General features: G+C 36.0%; 9 protein-coding genes. 3 read left to right on the top strand and 6 right to left on the bottom strand.

What is annotated here, in order from left to right; translation table 11 throughout:
* Nucleotides 1-67: 67 nt before the first annotated feature.
* The 6 genes from B0M43_RS22975 to B0M43_RS22950 form a co-directional block, all read right to left on the bottom strand.
* Nucleotides 68-3,067: a glycoside hydrolase family 3 N-terminal domain-containing protein gene (locus B0M43_RS22975; protein ID WP_078005556.1), complete on the bottom strand. Its 3,000-nt coding sequence runs from the start codon at nt 3,065-3,067 to the stop codon at nt 68-70.
* A gap of 82 nt (nt 3,068-3,149) precedes the next feature.
* A complete protein-coding gene (locus B0M43_RS22970; RefSeq protein WP_078005555.1) occupies nt 3,150-4,655 on the bottom strand; it encodes a sodium:solute symporter in 1,506 nt (501 codons plus the stop codon).
* A gap of 114 nt (nt 4,656-4,769) precedes the next feature.
* Entirely contained in the window at nt 4,770-5,597 is an 828-nt protein-coding gene (gene murQ / locus B0M43_RS22965) for an N-acetylmuramic acid 6-phosphate etherase (RefSeq protein WP_065450625.1), read from the bottom strand.
* Between the two features lie 193 nt (nt 5,598-5,790).
* Nucleotides 5,791-6,990 carry an exo-beta-N-acetylmuramidase NamZ domain-containing protein gene (locus tag B0M43_RS22960; protein WP_078005554.1) on the bottom strand — a complete coding sequence of 400 codons (1,200 nt, stop codon included), beginning with the start codon at nt 6,988-6,990 and terminating at the stop codon, nt 5,791-5,793.
* A gap of 255 nt (nt 6,991-7,245) precedes the next feature.
* On the bottom strand, nt 7,246-8,979 hold the full coding sequence (locus B0M43_RS22955; protein ID WP_078005553.1) for a RagB/SusD family nutrient uptake outer membrane protein: 1,734 nt from the start codon (nt 8,977-8,979) through the stop codon (nt 7,246-7,248).
* Between the two features lie 24 nt (nt 8,980-9,003).
* Nucleotides 9,004-12,291: a TonB-dependent receptor gene (locus B0M43_RS22950; RefSeq protein WP_078005552.1), complete on the bottom strand. Its 3,288-nt coding sequence runs from the start codon at nt 12,289-12,291 to the stop codon at nt 9,004-9,006.
* Nucleotides 12,292-12,537: 246 nt separating this feature from the next.
* Between B0M43_RS22950 and B0M43_RS22945 the strand changes: the two genes are divergently transcribed.
* From B0M43_RS22945 to B0M43_RS22935, 3 genes are all read left to right on the top strand, one after another.
* The gene (locus B0M43_RS22945; RefSeq protein ID WP_065450621.1) at nt 12,538-13,287 is read left to right on the top strand and encodes a DeoR/GlpR family DNA-binding transcription regulator; all 750 of its coding nucleotides are present in this window, start codon (nt 12,538-12,540) and stop codon (nt 13,285-13,287) included.
* Between the two features lie 136 nt (nt 13,288-13,423).
* The gene (nagB, locus tag B0M43_RS22940) at nt 13,424-15,349 is read left to right on the top strand and encodes a glucosamine-6-phosphate deaminase (protein ID WP_065450620.1); all 1,926 of its coding nucleotides are present in this window, start codon (nt 13,424-13,426) and stop codon (nt 15,347-15,349) included.
* A 225-nt stretch (nt 15,350-15,574) separates the two neighbouring features.
* The gene (locus tag B0M43_RS22935; RefSeq protein ID WP_078006124.1) at nt 15,575-18,490 is read left to right on the top strand and encodes an FAD-binding and (Fe-S)-binding domain-containing protein; all 2,916 of its coding nucleotides are present in this window, start codon (nt 15,575-15,577) and stop codon (nt 18,488-18,490) included.
* Nucleotides 18,491-18,539: the final 49 nt, after the last annotated feature.

Raw genomic sequence — 18,539 nt, 5'->3', positions numbered from 1 at the left:
TTAATAACAGAAAAATATGTTTCTATGTGTTTAAAAAATGCCAACTTATAAGCCAACTCGTATTTTTTTATTTTATAATAGCTTCCTGAATAATTTGCTGAATTTCTTCTCTAATTTTTCCTTTTGCTAATTTATTCTCATCGCCATTTGTTCCCGGATAAGTTCTGTTGGATAAAAATACATAAACAATTTCGGTTTCAGGATCTACCCAGGCGATCTTTCCGGTAAATCCGGTATGACCAAAACTTGATGGTGATACACAAGCACAGGTTGGCCCGTCTTTACCAATTCGTTTATCAAAACCTAAACCTCTCTGAACGCCTTGATTGGCATAATAACAAGTATTAAAGGCATCAAATGTTTGTGGAGAGAAATATTCTTTATTACCGTAATTTCCTTTTTGCAAATACATTTGCATCATTTTGGCAACATCCATAGCGTTAGAAAAAATTCCGGCATGACCGGCAATTCCGCCTTCCATTGCTGCTGCCATATCGTGCACATAACCCTGAATAACCTGATGCCTGAAATACGTATCAACTTCGGTAGGGGCAATGTTACTTTTATCGAATTTGTCTAACGGATTGTAAAGCGTATTGTTCATCCCGAGTGTGCTGTAAAAATTCTGTTTACTCAGATCTTCCAGTTTTTTATGCGTTTTTCTTTCCAGATATTCTTTTAGAATAATAAAAGTAAAGTCACTGTATTTGTATTCTTTTTTAAGCGATACCGGACTATCGGCAATGATTTTCATGATCGTATCGTGATAATCATTTCGAATGTAAAGGTTGTCTGCTACTTTTGTGGTAAAACCAGTTTCGGCTATTTTTCGATAGTATTTTTCAGAAGGATTATTATTGCTGTCTAATGTTGCTTTGTAAAACGGAATCCAGGCCTGAAGTCCGGCATAATGCGTTAGTAAATCCTTGAAAATGATGTTTTCTTTGTTTGTTTTGGCAAAAAACGGCACCATATCTTTCAATTTGGTATCGAGATTTACTTTTTCTTTATCGTACAATTGCATCACGTTGGGCAATGTAGATATCATTTTCGAAATCGAAGCGACATCATATAAATCGGTATTGGTCACTTTTTTTCCGTTTTCATAAGTTTGATTTCCGTATGATTTCTGAAAAATCACACTTCCTTTTCTAGCCACCAAAACCTGCATTCCCGGCGCCATTTTTCCATCAATTGCTTTTTGCGCCACAGCATCGATTTTTGATAGAATGGCGGGATTCATATTCACGTTTTCCGGAGCGGTAAAAGCAAGACGATTTAATTTTTCGGTTGTTAATCCGTCATTTACTTTGAATGAAGTATTGATGGATACCGGCAGTTTTCCTTTGGCTGAAATAGCACCAAAAAGTAATTCGGCCGAAACTACCTGACTGATATCTGAATTTTGGTACGAAACCACCAGACCTTCGATATCATCAAAATCAGAAATAGATAATAGCGAATAAGGCTTCGCAAAAATGTCGAGAATTACGTCGTTGTGTTTCGCAATTTCTTTTAGCCAAAGCATTTCTGTTAAAGTAAATTCTTGTTTTTCCCAAGGTTTATTTACTTTATGAAAGCTGATAATCACCTTGTCAAATTTTCTCAATTCCTTATTCAGGCTGTCAAGATTGGTGTCTTTAACTTCTATTATTTCGGTATATTTTTTTAATGTAGAAACAAAAGTACTGTTCGTATCATCGCCTAATTTTACGTAGGCAATTTTTTGATCGAGTTCTTTTATAGGCAATATTTCCTTTTCATTTTTTAAAACAGTAATGGCATTTTCATACAATTGATAATGCAGCGCATCATTTTGCGACGGATTAAGATCCGTATAAATATTGGCCATATCAATAGGCTTGTAATGATTTAATCCTGCTTTGAATTTATAATGCAGTATTTTTTTTACCGAATGTGCCAGGCGTTCCTCAGTAATCACATTTTCATTATAGGCTGCTTCCAGTTTTTGCACGGCTACGGGAACATTTTCAGGACAAAGTAAAACATCATTTCCGGCAAGAATTACCGCAATTTCTAAATCTCCGGGACCTTTAAAATTGCTGGCACCTTTCATGGCCAAACCATCGGTAAAAATTAAACCTTCAAAACCTAACTCTTTTTGAAGCAGGTTGGTCACTACATTATAAGAAGCCGAAGAAGGCATATTTGGAGTTGTTTCTAAACTTGGAATATTAAGATGCCCAACCATCACCGAAACTAAACCTTCATCAAATATTCTTTTGTACGGATATAATTCGATTTGCTCCAGTCTTTCTTTCGAAAAAGTAACCAAAGGCAAAGCGTGATGAGAATCTGTTGCGGTATCGCCATGTCCGGGGAAATGTTTTCCGGTACTAAAAACGCCCTGACTTTGTACGCCTTTCATTAAAGCAATCGCTTTTTCGCTTACATTAACTTTGTCTTCGCCAAAAGAACGGTTTCCAATTATTGGATTTTTAGGGTTGGTATTGATATCTAAAACCGGAGCAAAATTAAAATGAATTCCGATTCGTTTGTTTTCGTTGGCCATATTTCGACCCACTTTCTCAATTAAATTCAAATCCTGAATCGCGCCCAAAGTCATATTCCACGGATATCGGTAAGTAGAATCCAATCGCATTGCCAATCCCCATTCGGCATCAATTCCTACGAACAAAGGCACTTTTGCTTTTGATTGGTACAGATTGGTCAATTTCGCCTGACGAACCGGCCCGCCCTGAAAAAAGATTACTCCGCCTACTTTATAATCCTGAACGAGTTTATTGACTTCGTTTACGTGAACAGAATCTTTATTCGAATAAGCCGAAATCATAAACAATTGACCTACTTTTTCACGAAGCGACATTTTGTTGTAAATGCTGTCGACCCAGGCAGTTTCTTTATCTGAATCTTTGAAAAAAGTCTTTTTCTCAGATGTTTTTGGAGCCGTATAAACGACTGTATCTGTAGTAACGGGATCTGTTTTTAAATCTTTAATTGTAGTGTTTTTTTTTGAAACGCCACAATTGGTGATTAAAAATAAAAATGAAGCACAAAGGCTGATTTTTATGATGTAATCTTTCATGTTTATTATTTTTTGGACAATTGAAACTTGTTTAAAAAGATTTCAATTGATTATTCAATAGAGTTGTGTTTTTAAGATGGTTTTAAAAACTTATTTTTTCAGTGCTGCGGGAACTTGTCAGGTATAATCCTAAATAGGTTATGAGTCCGTTTAGTACAATTAATTCATTATCAAAAACATATCCTGAAAATAACATTGCTGAATTTTCATTGATTAAATACGTGAAGAAAGGCGATAATAAACAAATTACCGGAACAAATTTATCTTTTACATGTTTTGATTTCTGGAACAATCCAAAAGCGTATAATCCTAATAATGGACCATAAGTATAAGACGCCACCTTGAATATCATTCCAACCACTGAACTATCGTTGATCGAATTGAAAATTAGGATGACAAAGAAAATCAATGCAGAGAAACTGATGTGAACTAAATGTCTTGTTCTAACGGTATTTTTCTTGCTGTTTTCGGCTTTGTCCATTCCTAGAAAATCAACGCAAAAAGAGGTTGTTAAAGCTGTTAATGCCGAGTCTGTCGTTGCAAATGTTGCTGCAATGATTCCTAATAAAAATACGATGGCCGGAATTGTAGCCAAATGATTCAGGGCAATTTCCGGAAAAAGTAAATCGGTTCTTGGTTTGCCAGTTACTAAATCAGTCGGGATTGCGATGCCGTTTTTGTTGGCATAGATATAAAGTAAAGCACCAACACTTAAAAAGAAAATATTGATAACAACAAAGATTCCTGTAAAAGTGAACATGTTTTTTTGTGCTTCGCCAATGTTTTTACAGCTCAGGTTTTTTTGCATTAAATCCTGATCCAATCCTGTCATGGCAATGGTTACAAACATTCCGCCCAATATTTGTTTGACGAAATGGAATTTACTTCCCAGAAAATCATCAAAGAAAAATATTTTAGAATAATTACTGTTTTTTACTTCTTCGAAAGCGCTAATCGCACTTAAATCCATACGGTCGCAGATGAAATAAATGGTAAGAAAAACTGAAGTTACCAGAAAAAATGTCTGTAAAGTATCGGTTATAATAATCGTTTTTAAACCGCCTCTATATGTATAAGAAAAAATTAGCAACAATGAAATCAAAACTGTAACGGCAAAAGGAATATGATAAAAATCGAATACAAAACGCTGTAATACAATCACAACCAAATAAAGCCTGAACGCCGAGCTTACTGTTCTGCTGATCAGGAAAATAGACGCTGCGGTTTTATAGCTGTAAAAGCCCATTCGTTGCTCGATATAGCCATAAATCGAAGTTAAATTCATTCGATAATACAACGGCAATAATAATTTTGTAATTACTATAAAACCTATTGCATTACCCAAAACAAACTGAAAATACTTGAATTGCTCGCCACTTGGTGCGCCAACTTCTCCCGGAACAGATATAAAGGTTACTCCTGAAAGTGCCGTTCCTATCATCCCAAAAGCAACCAGATACCACTTTGAGTTTTTATTGGCGGTAAAAAAAGCATCATTTCCGCCGTCTTTTCTACTCACCCGATGCGAGATGTAGAATAAAGTTCCGAAATAAATGATGATAAGAAGAAGGATGGTACTTGGTGTCATTGTATAGTTTTGGTGGTTGGTTCTTAATGAATTTTGGTGAATCAAAAGTGAATCAAAGATGAATAAAACGGTTGATTAAACCTAACGGGTTTTTAAAACCTGTCAGGTTTGGTTCTAGTTTTCCTGATTTTTGCTTTGAGACAATAAAACAGCTCTTACGCTTTTGTGTTTTTGCAGTAATTCTTCGGCTAAATCATATTCAATTCCAAGTTCTTCCATAATCATCTTGATGCCGCGTTTTACCAGTTTTTCGTTAGACAATTGCATGTCTACCATTTTGTTGCCTTTTACTTTTCCTAACTTAATCATAACCGAAGTAGAGATCATGTTTAAGGTCAGTTTTTGGGCTGTTCCGGCTTTCATTCTCGTGCTTCCCGTTAAGAACTCAGGTCCTACGATCAATTCAATAGGATAATCGGCTTCCTGCGCAATAAGTCCGTTGCTGATGCACGAAATACTTCCGGTTTTGATGTTGTGTTCTTTTGCTTTTTTCAAAGCGCCTAAAACATAAGGCGTGTTTCCTGAAGCTGCAATCCCAATAATGAAATCTAGACTTGAAATTTCAAATTTAGCTAAGTCCTTCCATGCTTGTTCCGTATCGTCTTCGGCGTTTTCAACTGCTTTTCTAATGGCAGTATCTCCACCGGCAATTATTCCGATAATCATATCATGCGGCACGCCAAAAGTTGGCGGACATTCTGATGCATCTAAAATACCAATTCGTCCCGAAGTTCCGGCTCCAATATAAAATAATCTGCCGCCCAGCTGCATTTTTTTCACAATCGCTTTCACCAGTTTCTCAATTTTAGGAATCTGCTCTTCGATAATATGCGGCACTTTTTTATCTTCTGTATTGATATTCGTAAGAAGTTCTTTCACGCTCATTTGATCCAAGTCTTTGTACAAAGATTCTTGTTCAGTTTCAGGATTTTTATTTTTCATTTTTCTTTTTTTTTGATTTTTGAAACCAAAGTTGGTTGAATAATTCGGTTTCGATATTTTGCAATTAATTGGTTTGTCTTTATAAGCAGGGTGTGATTTTCTTAACACATAGAAACATAGCTTTTATTACTTTAAAAAAGGCGTTTTACTTATTTAAAATACACATAAGAACTACGTAGAAAAAACACTTGTTTTAATAGATTAGGTAAGCTTTTCTCATTTTTTTGAAGGCTTCTAAATCCTTCTGCCAGCTCTTTCTTATTTCATTTTCAGAAACTCCGCTTTCGATTTGCTGTTGCAGCTTTTTAGTTCCGGCAAGTTTGGTAAAAAAGGGATTGAAGAATTTTGTTTTATCACTAGTATTTTGATAGGCTTTTATCAGCCATTTAAGTTCTAATTTAGTGAGTTTAGGATAGGAAGTTAAATCTTCTCCAAAACATTCTTTTCCGTTATAAAGCGGATCTTTGGCTCCAAAATTTGGTTTTGGAGTAAAAGTAAAATTGGTTTTCTTTAAAAAAGGAGAGCCGTAAATTTGAAATTGTTTCTCGGTTCCGCGTCCCATACTTACGTTTGTTCCTTCAAAAAGACACAAACTGGCGTATAGGTTTATCGATTGGTCATTAGGTAAATTGGGTGATGGTTTTGCGAGTAAACTGTATGGCATATCTCTTTTATAATCGACACAAGGAATAACAGTTAGTTTGCATTGAACTTCGTTTTTCAACCATTTTTCGCCATTGATCATTTTTGAATATTCGCCAATTGTCAGGCCGTGAAGTAACGGAATAGGGTGCATGCCCACAAAACTCGTAAATTCTTTTTCTAAAAGTGGTCCGTCTATGATACCGCCATTTGGGTTTGGTCTGTCCAGAACAATAAGCGGAATTCCGTTTTCTGCGCAAGCTTCCATTACATAATGCAAAGAAGAAATATAGGTATAAAAACGAGCACCAACATCCTGCAAATCGAATATCATAACATCGATTCCAGCCAATTGTGCCGCTTTTGGTTTTTTATTGTCTCCGTAAAGAGAGATGATAGGTAATCCTGTTTTTGGATCTTTTCCGTCTACTACATGTTCGCCTGCATCGGCAGTTCCTCTAAATCCGTGTTCGGGTGCAAAAATGGTTTGTACGGCAATTTTCTTTTCTAATAAAAAATCTACCACATGTGTTTTATCAGATAAAATTCCGGTTTGATTCGTAACGATTCCAACTTTTTTATCTTTCAGTAAAGGCAGGTACTTTTCGTAATTATCAGCTCCGGTTTTAATGAAAGAGGCTGTAATTTCGTGAGGATTATTTTTTGCAGCTTTTTGAAATGAATTAGAATAAGACGGCGTGTAAATTATAGAAGTTACTATAAAGACACTTTTTGCTATGAATTTTATCATTTTAAATTACAGTTTAGTAGTGAGAAGACAAAATTGACTCAATAAAATTATATTATTATTTGATTGGTAGTGTAAGTTTTTTTGATTTGATGATGTAGTGTGGTATTCTGGAAAGGGAAGTCTATGATTATTAGACCGGTATTTTATTTTTGTCAGATGCTGCTATGTCTTTTTACAAAGAAATAATTTTAAAATACTACCTCTGGTTTTAGTACCCAGAGGTAGTGTATTATTTATGGGTTTGGTAATTGAGGATTACCAGCCCGGATTTTGTTTTAATGTAACACCTTGAGCTTTATATAAATCAATATCATTAGTTGGGATATTCATTAAATAATGTTTTGGTTCAAAGGTTCTTGTACTTGCAGGATAAATTTTCACATATCCGTTACCATCAACTACAGTTTGTGAGCCAACAGGAGTACCAATTCTGGCTCCAAGATTTACGTCAGGATTTTTTGAAGTATCAAGATAATCTCCTTTTTTCCAACGGTAAATATCAGCTTGTCTTAATGTAGTCCAGCTCATGAATTCTATTTGACGCTCACGACGTACTTCCCAGATTAGCGGACTAACAACACCAGAGATTTGCTCTAAAGCTGAAGTTCTTCTTGGATCATTGATTGCTACATTTCCGGCAGAAGCATTATTTCCGTCAGTAGTCAAAGCAGCAATTCCGGCACGTGCACGTACTTTATTGATCGAAATATCAAGATCGTTATTGGTAGCGGTACCCAATTCAGCACAAGCTTCGGCATAATTTAAATATACTTCGCTTAAGGTAAAGATTGGAGCATCAGTATAATTTCGTCCTCCTGTAGTAACATCAGGACCAGTAGTAGCAGGATTGTTGTACAATTCGAATACATATCCTGACATCGAAACTAAAGCCGTTGTACCAAAAGGTTTTCCTTTGTAACCATAATTTGCAGGATTTACAGTTTTACCAAAACGCGGATCTCTGTTTGCAAAAGTTTTTGTTACGTTATCATCACCGGTATATTGTGCATTTCCCGCTTGTTGAATTGGTAATCCGTTTGTAGTTACATAACTGTCAGCAGCCCATTTTGTTAAGCCGTATTGAATAGTTGATGTATTGGTGTAGTTTTGAAGAGAGTGCATCAATACGTTTGTTAAATAACGTTTTGCCAATATCACTTCTGTATTTCCAAGTAATTCAACTGAATTGTAAAGTGATTTCCAGTCTGCATTTAATTTATAAGCCGGATTGTTCATTACAGCTAATGAAGCCACTTTTGCTTTGTTAAGATAAGCGCTGCCATCCTGACCTAAATGATATTTTCTGTATGTTCCTTCGTATAAGCAGGCATTACTTAATGCTGCATAAGCTGTGTATTTGTTTACAGTAGCATTTTTATCGTCAGAAACAAGCATTAAGTTTGCAGCTTCTTCTAATTCTGCAATTACTTTGTCCATAACTTCACCCCTTGGTGTTGCCGGAGCATAAACTGCCGGATCTCCCTGAATTAAATATTTATCAGTATAAGGAACATCTCCCATTTTTTGCACTAAACGAAAGTAGGTGTAAGCTCTAAAGAATTTAGCTACCCCAATATAATGGTTCTTTTTCTCAGCAGACATACTCACTGTTGGTATTTTTTCCAACATCAAGTTACAACGGCGAATAAGCGTATAATATTCATTCCAGGAATAAACATTAGTAGTTGCTGCTGTAACCGGCATTTGATAAAAAGTAAAGGCTGATAAGTTATCATCTACTTTGTAATCACTTCCGTGGTAATAGAAAAAAGAAAGTCCGATTGTCGTACCATTTCCGTAACCATAAAAAGTATCATAGTTAAGCCATGAAAATGTTTTTACGTTATCTTCTGATTGCCAGAAGTTTTCATTTGTAAATTTATCTGCAGGGTCATCTGTAAGATAGTCTGAACAACTAACTGCACTCATCGCTACTGTAGCTGCGGCAAGCATTAGCAGAAATCTTGATTTTATAATTGATTTTTTCATTTTAAAAGTTTTGAATAGTTAGTATTAGAAAGCAAGCTCAACACCAAAAGATATGGTTTTGGTATAAGGATACGCTCTTCCCCAGAACACTTCTGTTTCATCAATTTCAGGGTCAACAGGAAGACGTTTGTCTGCCCATGTTACTAAGTTTTCGCCTGAAGCATAAATTCTTACTTTCTCTAAAAAAGCTCTTTTTACTAAGTCTTTTGGCAATGAATATCCAAGAGTAACATTTTTTAGACGGAAATAAGACATGTCTAATAAATATCTTGTTGAGCTGACAAAGTTGTTTGAACCTGAAGTACCTGCGCCAAGAGTATTGGCTTCATTTCCATAATATGGATTTGGCCAGTAAGCCTGAGTATTTTCCGGTGTCCAGTAATCAGCCTGATTCGCATACATTTGCTGAGGTGCACGATAGAAAGGCAATACAGCATCTGAAGCAGCCCAGTAATCACGTTTTCCAACTCCCTGGAAGAAACCTGAAATATCAAATCCGCGGTATTTTCCACCTAATGTAATACCGTATTTGTAACGTGGCGTTGTATTACCAATTTTTTTCAAATCTCCGTGATCGTCTGCAGTTCCTGCACCACGTGTGATCGCTCCGTCTCCGTCAAGATCTACGTAATGAACATCTCCTGCTCCGTATTTAAAGTTACCTACCATTGTTTTAGAATAATCAACACCATTTACTGTTTTTCCGTTGTTGGTAATTACGTCATCAGCCTGAAGAAGTCTGTCGCTGGTTAAACCCCAGATTTGACCAATTTCGTAACCATCATAATAAGGATAAGTAGTAGGAGTAACCAAACCTAATAATTTAGAAGTATTGTTCCATTTTGTAATTACAGATTGGTAATCAGACAAAGCTACATCAACAAATACCGAAGCATTTTCGCTTAAGTTTTTATTAAAGTTCAAAGACAATTCCCAACCTCTTGTTCTCATGTTTCCTGAGTTGGTTTGCGCAGCATTTTGACCAAATGAACCCGGAAGTGTTATACCAGGAGCCAACATTCCTTTTGTATCACGTTGGTACCAGTCGAAAGAAGCACCAAGCATGTCAAATATTTTAATATCGATACCCAAATCTTTGGTGTATACTTTTTCCCAGGTTAATGAAGGATCAACGTTAGTTGGTAAACCTGTAGAAGGAGGCAATGTAGAACCGCTGTTTACCCATGAAGGATTAGCAGAGTTCAGGATCGATAAGAAAGCATTGTTTCCTACGTTTTGATTTCCAATTGCACCAATAGAACCACGTATTTTAAGGTCGTTTAACCAACCGCGTGTGCTTTCCATGAATTTTTCATTCACAATTTTATATCCTACAGAAGCAGAAGGGAAGAATCCCCATTGTTCGTTTGTAGGAAATTTTGAAGAACCATCGTAACGAGCATTCAATTCTAATAAATAAATTCCGTTATAATCGTAGTTGATACGGCCAAAGAAACCTGCAATAGAATACGTTGTTTCGGCCGGATTAAGTGAGGTATTAGCAGATCCTGAAACAAATTGTTCTCCTACTGCAAGATTAAACTCCGGTTTTGATTTGTCTAAAAGTGTATTTCTTCTGGCGTAGTTACGAGAGAAATCCTGCCACTCAGAGTTAAAACCTCCTAAAACCTTGAAACTATGTTTGTTGATTTGTTTTTTATAGTTGGCATAAATATTTACAACATTTGTAACAGACTCTGATTTAGATTGCGCTACATAATCATTTCCGGCTTCAAGAGTTGCAGGAATTGCAGTTTGAATTGTGGTAGCATCGTATGGCATTGCAGACCAGCTGTCCCATGCTAAGAATTTACCACCATTTTGTTTTCTGTTGTAAAAATTAGTTACGCTGCTTACTTCAGCAATCACGTTAAAATCTTTGGTAATATCTGCTGTAAACTTAGCGCTTAATCTGTTGTTGCGCTGTATGTTTTCATTTCTTGATGCATTAGCGATATATCCTCCCGCAGTACGGAAATTATAGCCTCTGTAGGTTCCAAAATTAGGAAAATATTGTCCCCAGCGAAGTGCATATCCAAAATAACCTCCATAACTTGTATCATCAGTACCAGAACCGCCGTAGTAGTTAAATGGCTGGTCGTATGTACTGTTAATAGTCATTACTTTGAAATCACCCGTAAGCCAGTCGGCCAATTTTGTAGTGAATCCTAAATTGATGTTGGTTCTTTGTCTTTGTTCCTGATTTACTCTCAACATACCCTCTTGGTTAGTAAGGGCAAACGAAGCAAAGAAAGAACTTTTGTCTCCTAAGTTACCTTGTGCCGAAAGATTGTGAGTAGTTTGAAGCGCATTGTTTGCATACAATTCTTTATTAGCATCCCAAACTCTGTAGAAATAAGGTGTACCATTTTTAATCTCCCAGTCTTCACCATAAACCATTTCATGACTGGTACGATTGTTTGCATATTTTTCTTTCCAGTTTTTAATTCCGGCAAGTAAAGTATTGTAGTTTGCTCCAAAAATTTCCGGTACAGCACCATCTGTACGTGTTCCTGCAGCAATTAGTCCCGGAATTTCTTCTGTTGGATCTAAGAATTTTAAGGTAGAAATAGGATTCACGAAAGCGGTATTGGCAGAATAAGAAAATCTCACTTTTCCTTCTCCGGTTTTTCCTCCTTTGGTAGTAATCAATACAACCCCAAAAGCAGCACGTGCACCGTAAATAGAAGCCGAAGCGGCATCTTTAAGTACGGTCATTGTAGCAATATCATTTGGATTGATAAGCGATAAATCTGTAGGGACCCCATCAACCAATATTAAAGGAGCGTCTGAACCATTAATAGTTCCGGCTCCACGTATGTTAATATTCGCCGTACGATTGATATTCCCTGAGTTAAAACTAACATTTACACCGGGTGTAGTACCTTGTAATGCTTTACTTACATCTGTAAGAGGTCTGCTTCCAATAGTTTTGGCTACATCGATTGAGGCAACAGCTCCGGTTAAGTTGGTTTTTTTCTGAGAAGAGAATCCCACAATCACAACTTCGTCTAGTTTTGAAGTGGTCTCAGCAAGAGAAATGTTTATTTTTTGCTGCCCTTCAATTTTTACCACTTGTGTCTCAGATCCCATGTAGCTAAAAACTAAGCTTTGCCCTGGTGAGGCTGGGATACTGTAGTTTCCGTCAAAGTCGGTAGTGGTACCATTTTTAGTTCCCTGAATAAGGATACTAACCCCTGGTATAGGAAACCCATCCGCTTTGTTTTTTACAGTTCCGGTAATTGTTTTTGTTTGCCCAAATGTTACTTGAATGAACAAAACCAACAATGAAATAAGGAATAATTTTTTCATGATTATTTGGTTTTTTTAATGGTTGTTGAGCAAATATATTTATTTATTGCATATAAATGCAGTTTTTTGTATCTTTTTTCGAAAATTAATTCAAATAACGCAAAATAACGCATATTTAATATGTAAAATCTTTCTGCTTTATAATATTGAATGCAATTCTGCAAACTATTGCAGTTTCCTACAAAAGCACTGCTATTCAATTGAAATATTTGATATATTTGTCCTGAATTTTAACTTTTTAAAAAAATGCTGAAAGCCGAAAGACATCAATATATAATGACGAAGCTTATTGAAGAGCAGAAAGTTGTCACAACAGATTTAGCTTTGGCTCTTGATTTATCTGAAGATACAATTAGGCGTGATTTAAACGAATTAGACAGTAAAAAGCTACTGGAAAAGGTGTATGGCGGAGCTGTGCAGGTTTCGGAAAAATCCGTTGATGTTTTTAATATTAATATAGCTGCCGAAGAAGAAAAGAAAAGGATTGTGACAAAAGCACTCTCTTTATTGCATGACGGACAGGTGATTATAATGAGTGGCGGAAGCACTAATTTGGTTTTTGCAAAGTTGATTCCTTCCGATTTAAAAGCTACAATATATACTTATAGTTTACCAATCGCCATGCAATTATCTCAGCATCCCAATATTGATTTAATATTTATTGGTGGCAAAATGCAGAAAAATGCAATGGTAACCATTGGTATGGATGTTATTCAGGTGGTGTCTAAAATTAAAGCTGATATTTGTTTTATTGGCGCAAGCAGTATTAATATAAAACAAGGTCTTACCGAGATTGGTTACGAGATCTCAATTGTCAAAAAAGCCATGATAGAGGCTTCTGACAGGGTTGTGTCGATGTTTTCTTCGGATAAACTCAATACTAAAATGCCGCATGTGGTGTGCGATTTGAATCTTTTGGATACGATCGTAACCGAATTAAATCCGGAAGATGCAAGACTGGAAGAATACAAAAAGTCAGGTGTTTTTATCTTATAAATTCCAATTCTCTTACTATTTTTTGCGTTATTTTGCGTTATTTGAATTTTATTTTGTTAAATAACGCAAAATAATGTAATTGTTCTCTTTTTTGTATATATATTTGTTAAAACTAATTTTTTAACTTAGATATATTATGAAAACGAATACTTCTTTGGCTTACGACATTCCCGGGAAATTTGAAGAAACCCGATTTGAAAAAAATCATAACGTGATTTTCGAAAATTCTGTTCAGGGTTCAAAAATGGTTGCTCAGGAAATAGCCGAATTAATCCGTTCAAAACAAGCCAACAATGAATCTTGTGTTTTAGGACTTGCCACAGGATCATCACCTATAAAAGTATACGAAGAATTGGTGCGCATGCACAAAGAAGATGGTCTTAGTTTTTATAATGTGATCTCTTTTAATCTGGATGAATATTATCCAATGACCAAAGAGAACCGTCAGAGCTACCATTATTTCATGCATCAATATCTTTTTAATCACATCGATATTAAACCGGAAAACATCAATATTCCTGACGGAACCGTTGCGATCGAAGAACTGAACCAATATTGTGTTGATTACGAATTGAAAATAAAAGAAGCCGGAGGACTTGATTTTCAGCTTTTAGGAATTGGGCGTACCGGTCACGTAGGTTTCAACGAACCGGGATCGCACATCAATTCAGGAACCCGAATTATTACACTGGATCATATTACAAGAGTCGATGCTTCATCAGATTTTAACGGAATCGACAATGTTCCTAAAAGAGCCATCACAATGGGAGTTTCAACAATTCTTAGATCTAAAAGGATTGTACTAATGGCCTGGGGACAAAATAAAGCTTCTATTATAAAAAGAACAATTCAGGGCGAAATAACCTCAGATGTTCCTGCTACTTTTTTACAAAACCATGCTAATGCAACTTTTGTATTAGACCAATTTTCTGCATCTGAATTAACCCGATTTGAAACACCATGGTTAGTGGGCGGATGTACCTGGACGCAGGAATTAAAAAGCAAAGCTATTGTTTGGCTTTGCAGAGAAACCAAACAATCAATATTAAAATTGACCGACAGAGATTACAACAACAACGGAATGTCGGATCTTTTGGCTCAGGAAGGTTCTGCGTATGATTTGAATATTAATATGTTCAATGTTTTGCAACATACTATTACAGGATGGCCGGGTGGAAAACCAAATACTGACGATTCTCACCGTCCGGAAAGAGCCAATCCTGCAAAAAAACGAGTAATTCTTTTTAGTCCACATCCTGATGATGATGTGATTTCTATGGGAGGAACTTTTTCAAAATTAATCAAACAAGGTCACGATGTACATGTTGTATATCAAACCTCAGGAAATATAGCCGTTACAGATGACGAAGCATTGAAATTTGCTGAAGTTGCCAAAGATTTTTTAGGTGATGCAGAATCACAAATCAACTTTAAATCGGTGATTGATTTTTTAAATAGTAAATCCGAAAATCAAATTGATTCTCTTGAAGTTCGAAAATTAAAAGGATTGATCAGAAGAAGAGAATCTTATGCCGCGACAAGATATATTGGTTTAAAAGATGAAAATACACACTTTTTAGATCTTCCATTTTACGAAACAGGACAGGTAAAGAAAAATCCGTTAGGTCCTGAAGATATTGCCATTGTAAAAGATATTATAGCCAAAATAAAACCTCATCAGGTATTTGCCGCAGGAGATTTAGCCGATCCGCACGGAACGCACGAAGTTTGTCTGAATGCGATTTTTGCTGCCATGAAAGAGCTAAAACCGGAGAAATACATGGATGATTGCTGGTTATGGTTGTACAGAGGGGCGTGGCACGAATGGGACATTCACGAAATTGACATGGCCGTTCCGCTTTCTCCATCAGAAGTATTGCTAAAACGCAGTGCCATTTTATACCACCAATCTCAAAAAGACAGGGTTATGTTTCAAGGAAACGACTCAAGGGAATTCTGGGTGAGAGCCGAAGACCGTAACAAAAACACTGCAATTTTATACGATGATTTAGGATTGGCAGAATACGAAGCAATCGAAGCCTTTAAACGTTTTGATTATTAATACATCTAATTTTTTTAAACACATAGAAACATAGATTTAAACAAAAACAAAAGAGTATTTAAGAAAATTATAATTTTTTCACATACAAACTATGTGTATTTAAATTAGTGAAACGCCTTTTAATAAGTTTCATGGGCTATGTTCCTATGTGTTTAAAAATATTTGCATAATAAAATTAAGGTTACCTATTTCAAATTACCAACCAAAAGCAAACCAACCAATAAAATGTCCAGTCTTCTCCCATTACAGCAACTTTCAGATTCATTAGAGGGAACTCTTTTTTACGATGAGCTTTATAAGAAATTATATGCTACAGATGCTTCTGCGTATAGGATTATGCCTGAAGCAGTTGCAATTCCAAAATCAGTAGAAGATATTGCTAAAATTATTCGCTTTGCAGCAAAAAACAACATTTCAATTACACCCCGAACAGCCGGAACTTCTTTGGCCGGACAAACGGTAGGAAACGGAATAATTGTAGATGTCTCTAAACATTTTACAAAAATTGTTGCTTTTGATGCCGAAAAGAAAACCATAACAGTGCAACCCGGAGTGATTCGCGATGAGTTGAATTTGTATTTGAAGCCACACGGATTATTTTTTAGTCCAACTACCTCAACAACAAATCGATGTATGATTGGCGGAATGGTCGGGAATAATTCATCGGGAACAACATCAATACGTTACGGTGTTACCCGAGATAAAATTGTGGAGATAAAAGCGGTTTTGAGTGACGGAAGTCTTGCGGTATTTAAAGATTTAACTTCTGAAGAATTTATTGAGAAAACCAAAGGAGATTCTTTAGAAAGTAAAATTTATAAAACGATTTACGAGGAACTTTCGAACAAAGAAAATCAGGAAGAAATTAACAAAGAGTTTCCAAAACCTGAAATTCACAGACGAAATACAGGTTATGCCATTGATGCCTTATTAAAATCAGCATTATTTTCGGGAACAGAAAATACAATCAATTTAGGGAAATTACTTTGCGGAAGCGAAGGAACTCTGGCATTTACTACAGAAATTACCTTAAAAGTAGATGATTTGCCGCCAACAAACAATATTATGGTTGTGGCGCATTTTCATACCATTCAAGAAAGTTTAGAAGCTGTTGTTGTAGCAATGAAACATCATTTGTACACCTGCGAAATGATGGATGATACGATTTTAGATTGTACGAAAACCAATAGGGAACAATCTAAAAACCGATTTTTTATTGTAGGAGAACCAAAAGCGGTTATTATGCTCGAAGTAGGATCGCATATTAGCATGGAAGATGCCGAATTGCAAGCCGATGCTTTGATTAAAGATCTTGAAGCTAATAACTTTGGATATGCTTTGCCTAAAATTTACGGAACCGATATTGATAAAGTAAATGAGGTTCGGAAAGCAGGTTTGGGACTTTTAGGAAGCATTGTTGGCGATGATAAAGCAGCCGATTCAATTGAAGATACAGCGGTTGAATTAAGCGATCTCCCTAATTATATTGCCGATTTTGCTGCCATGATGGAAAGACATGGTCAAAGCGCCATTTATTACGCACATGCCGGAGCCGGAGAGCTGCATTTACGTCCGAAGATCAATTTAAAAACAAAAGAAGGATTACACCAGTTTAGAAATATATCTACGGAAGTAGCTCATTTGGTAAAAAAATACAAAGGTTCGTTAAGCGGTGAACATGGTGACGGAATTTTGCGAGGAGAGTTTCTGCCTTTTATGATTGGGGATAAAAATTATGAACTGCTAAAACGAATAAAAAAAGCATTTGATCCTGATACGATTTTAAACGTTGGGAAAATTGTAAATGCTTCTAAAATGGATGAAAATCTTCGTTTTGAAGCAGGAAGAATAGAACCAGAGATAAAAACAATTCAGGATTTCTCAGACAGTATGGGAATTTTACGTGCTGCCGAAAAATGCAATGGTTCAGGCGATTGCAGGAAATTGCCATCGGCAGGAGGAACTTTGTGTCCGAGTTACCGCGCCACCCGAAACGAAAAAGATACCACTCGTGCCAGAGCCAACGCACTGAGAGAATATCTAACGCATTCTGAAAAAGACAATAAATTCGACCATGAAGAATTGTATAAAGTATTCGAGTTGTGCGTAAGCTGTAAAGCCTGTGCCAGCGAATGCCCAAGCAATGTTGATGTAGCGACTTTAAAATCGGAGTTTTTGTACCAATACCAAAAAGCAAACGGATTTTCTGTTCGAAATAAAATCTTTGCTTTCAATTCAAAACTCAATAAGTTAGGAAGCATCGCGCCATCTATGACCAATTTTGTAGCCAATTTGCCTTTGGTTAAAAAAAGTATGGGAATCGCACCAAAAAGACAAGTGCCTTTATTAGCGCCAACAACTTTTAGAAAATGGTACGAAAAAAATAAAAAATCAGTTGCAAATAATGCTTTCGAAAACGGAAAAGTCTATCTTTTCTGTGATGAATTTACCAATTATTATGATGTTTCGGTAGGGATTGATGCTTATGAATTACTAACCAAAATAGGTTATGAAGTACTTATAATTGATCACGAAGAAAGCGGAAGAGCTTTTATATCGAAAGGTTTTCTGGAAGAAGCGCAGGATATTGCCAATAAAAATGTGGCTATTTTTAAAGATTTAATTGATGAAAATACGCCTTTAATCGGAATAGAACCTTCGGCAATATTAACTTTTAGAGACGAATATATTCGATTGGCCTACGATAAAGAAGGTGCCGAAAAGTTATCGAAAAACACCTTTACGATCGAAGAATTCTTTAAAAGAGAAATAACAAACGGAAAAATACATTCGGGACAATTTTCGGATACGGAGAAAACAATAAAAATTCACGGACATTGCCATCAAAAGTCGTTAAGTACTATTGAGGCTTCGTTTGCAATGCTGAATTTGCCCAAGAACAGTTCGGTTACCATTTATAATTCAGGTTGTTGTGGTATGGCGGGTTCATTTGGTTACGAAAAAGAGCATTACGAAATCAGTATGCAAATGGGCGAGGATACATTGTTTCCAAAAATTCGTACCACCGAAGCCACAACAGCAATTGCCGCTGCAGGAACAAGCTGCCGTCATCAGATTTTTGACGGAACGAATAGAAAAGCAATGCATCCGGTAACTATTTTAAGAGATTGTTTAAGATGATTTTACGAATTTTAAATGAAGCTTAATTTTCTTTTTACCATTAAGAGAT

Origin of the sequence: Flavobacterium sp. KBS0721, from assembly GCF_002007065.3 — a bacterium.
In the GTDB taxonomy this organism is placed as follows: Bacteria; Bacteroidota; Bacteroidia; order Flavobacteriales; family Flavobacteriaceae; genus Flavobacterium; species Flavobacterium piscis.
The sequence above is the reverse complement of the archived record's forward strand: the minus strand, read 5'-3'. Positions and strand labels throughout refer to the sequence as shown.

What these genes read in the sequence shown, in the direction of transcription:
- B0M43_RS22935 (WP_078006124.1), top strand. Translation starts at nt 15,575, where the DNA reads ATGTCCAGTCTTCTCCCATTACAGCAACTTTCAGATTCATTAGAGGGA.
- B0M43_RS22950 (WP_078005552.1), bottom strand. Translation starts at nt 12,291, where the DNA reads ATGAAAAAATTATTCCTTATTTCATTGTTGGTTTTGTTCATTCAAGTA.
- B0M43_RS22955 (WP_078005553.1), bottom strand. Translation starts at nt 8,979, where the DNA reads ATGAAAAAATCAATTATAAAATCAAGATTTCTGCTAATGCTTGCCGCA.
- B0M43_RS22945 (WP_065450621.1), top strand. Translation starts at nt 12,538, where the DNA reads ATGCTGAAAGCCGAAAGACATCAATATATAATGACGAAGCTTATTGAA.
- B0M43_RS22975 (WP_078005556.1), bottom strand. Translation starts at nt 3,067, where the DNA reads ATGAAAGATTACATCATAAAAATCAGCCTTTGTGCTTCATTTTTATTT.
- B0M43_RS22960 (WP_078005554.1), bottom strand. Translation starts at nt 6,990, where the DNA reads ATGATAAAATTCATAGCAAAAAGTGTCTTTATAGTAACTTCTATAATT.
- nagB (WP_065450620.1), top strand. Translation starts at nt 13,424, where the DNA reads ATGAAAACGAATACTTCTTTGGCTTACGACATTCCCGGGAAATTTGAA.
- B0M43_RS22970 (WP_078005555.1), bottom strand. Translation starts at nt 4,655, where the DNA reads ATGACACCAAGTACCATCCTTCTTCTTATCATCATTTATTTCGGAACT.
- murQ (WP_065450625.1), bottom strand. Translation starts at nt 5,597, where the DNA reads ATGAAAAATAAAAATCCTGAAACTGAACAAGAATCTTTGTACAAAGAC.